General features: G+C 46.2%; 2 protein-coding genes. Both read right to left on the bottom strand.

Annotated features, from left to right (window positions below; all coding sequences use genetic code 11):
• Positions 1–247 precede the first annotated feature (247 nt).
• Positions 248–547 carry a helix-turn-helix domain-containing protein gene (locus tag B5G16_RS12355; protein WP_087264351.1) on the bottom strand — a complete coding sequence of 100 codons (300 nt, stop codon included), beginning with the start codon at positions 545–547 and terminating at the stop codon, positions 248–250.
• A 2-nt stretch (positions 548–549) separates the two neighbouring features.
• Positions 550–714 (bottom strand): helix-turn-helix domain-containing protein, encoded by a 165-nt coding sequence (locus B5G16_RS12350; RefSeq protein WP_087264349.1) that lies wholly within the window; start codon positions 712–714, stop codon positions 550–552.
• Between the last annotated feature and the right edge of the window lie 1,371 nt (positions 715–2,085).

The raw sequence follows: 2,085 nt of genomic DNA, 5'->3' as shown, positions 1-2,085 counted from the left end.
ACCGGGGGCGGCGGGCAACCGATGGAAGATGGTCGGCTCTTCAGTGGGGAGCCGTGGAGGGGATGAATGGCGTTGTCATGGTCGGTGGTTTTTGCGTTGTTTCGAGGATAACGGCACCCATCGCCGCTTTGTTTCACCATAGGGCGCGATTGCGCTTTCTTGCCGGTAGTTGCGCAGATGGGCCGGTGGCAGGTGTATGCACGAAAAAAGCTCTCGAATTAGATGATTCGAGAGCTCGTGTAGTCTGTTACTCGGCAGCCGCTCGAAGGTTGCGGTCAAGCACCGCCCGGATCCCCGATTCGGGATAGAGCAGCAGGCGGTTGCCAAGCACCGTGAAGGGAATCTGCCGCCGGTCCCGCAGCGTCTGCAAGGTGCGCGGTGAGAGGTGCAGGCGTGTGCAGACCTCCTCGCCGGTCAGGTAGCACTCCTCGCCGATCATCGGGCGGTGCTCCTCAGAGGTCTTCCGCAACGTGCGCTCCACATCGTCCAGTCGAGCGAACAAGCGCTGTACCTCGTCGCTCGCTTCGTTGAGATAATCCAGCGGCATGGCTATCGCGTTTGAGCGGTTTTGCGGGAGAGCCATACGGCGAGGTCCCGGCGTCGGTAGTAGAATTTACCACCCAGACGCGAGCAGGGAATCGCTCCCCGGTCCCGGTAGCTCTGCAGCGTGCGTTTGGTGATGTTCAGCGCCCGGCACACCTCCTCGCTGTCCAATCACCCGTCGTCCTGCGGTGGCGTCAAATGGCGTTCCAGGCGTTGGGCAAGGGCGGACAGGTGTTCCACCCGTTCGAGGAGCCTCTGCCAACTCCGCTCCCCGATACATACGATCTTTTCCATGGTCTTCTTTCTGTTTGGTTCAACATTCCGGCAACCCGTCTCTGTGTGAGTTGCACTTTGTGTGGATGGTGCCGCCGAACATTCAACGGTCCCGGATCCGAAAGGCACGGCGTTTCATCTTTTTCCCGGTTTATGAATCTTTGTTCCTGCAAGCTTGCAATCGGATAACGCGCGCAGCCCCTCAAAAGTTTCGTCCGCAAAAGGATGTGGCAGTGGTTGGCGTCGGTTGGCGTCGAGAAGGTAGGACATATTACAAATAATTACGATTAATTTTGTATCTTAACCTTGATTTAGACAATGGTAAAGTATGGATCGAATTACTTTTTATTCAAAAGACGATTTGATTGTAGGTTACATGCTTGGTAAGATTGAAGCCACTCTTAAAAAGTTCGATATTCATAATGTACCTACGGATATCAACGACATCATAGAGTTATATCAAATTAAGGTATATATTGACGCCGATTTATATTTACCGTCATGGTCAGAGGAAACAAGAAAGAACCTTAAAATCAAGGCAAAGAAAATATGGAGTATAATCTGTCTATTCTTCAACACCTTGTCCAATGACAATATTGAAGCATATTATAAGTCCATCTCCGAATATGACTATAAGCGTGTATTCTGGGAATTATTCTCCAAATGCAATGTATTCAAAAGAATATCAGAAGAACGATTCATTCTGCTAATGAATCAGACAATATTGAAAACAAGCATACTAACACAAAAAAGAATTGTAGCATATTACAACACTTCGATCCGCAATATGCTCTTAACGTATGATAAAGCCGCCGAAATTATTTTGGATAAATATGAAAGGTCTTCAAATTATAATAACCAGCATGAAATATATTTACCTCAATCATTAACATTGCAAGATAAAGAAGAAATCATTAATCACTATCTAGACTGGGACAGTGCTAATCTTAATTATATCCAATTCATTATAAATTCCATTAGTGTCCGGAGAAAAATTCTCCGACAATGTTTTAATTATTAAACATCAATAAGTTACAAGCATCAGAAAATTTTTCGATTAGAACATCAGTAACTTTGCGGTAGCCATCAAGAGGTTATCCGCAAGCCATGAACAAAGGAAAAACAATCTTCGCTCAGATTATGTCTCTCATTCATTAGCGTCCCGTTAAAATGGGACGAGTTAAACAATTAATCAAATAGCCCCGGAATAATGGGATTATATAGATCTTTGACATCATTGAAATTAGTCTTGTCGAACAGGTCACGCAA

It is taken from the genome of Alistipes sp. An66 (assembly GCF_002161445.1).
Lineage (GTDB): Bacteria > Bacteroidota > Bacteroidia > Bacteroidales > Rikenellaceae > Alistipes > Alistipes cottocaccae.
The sequence above is the reverse complement of the archived record's forward strand: the minus strand, read 5'-3'. Positions and strand labels throughout refer to the sequence as shown.

Excerpts from the sequence above, each read along its gene's own strand:
- B5G16_RS12355 (WP_087264351.1), bottom strand. The coding sequence starts at position 547 with ATGCCGCTGGATTATCTCAACGAAGCGAGCGACGAGGTACAGCGCTTG.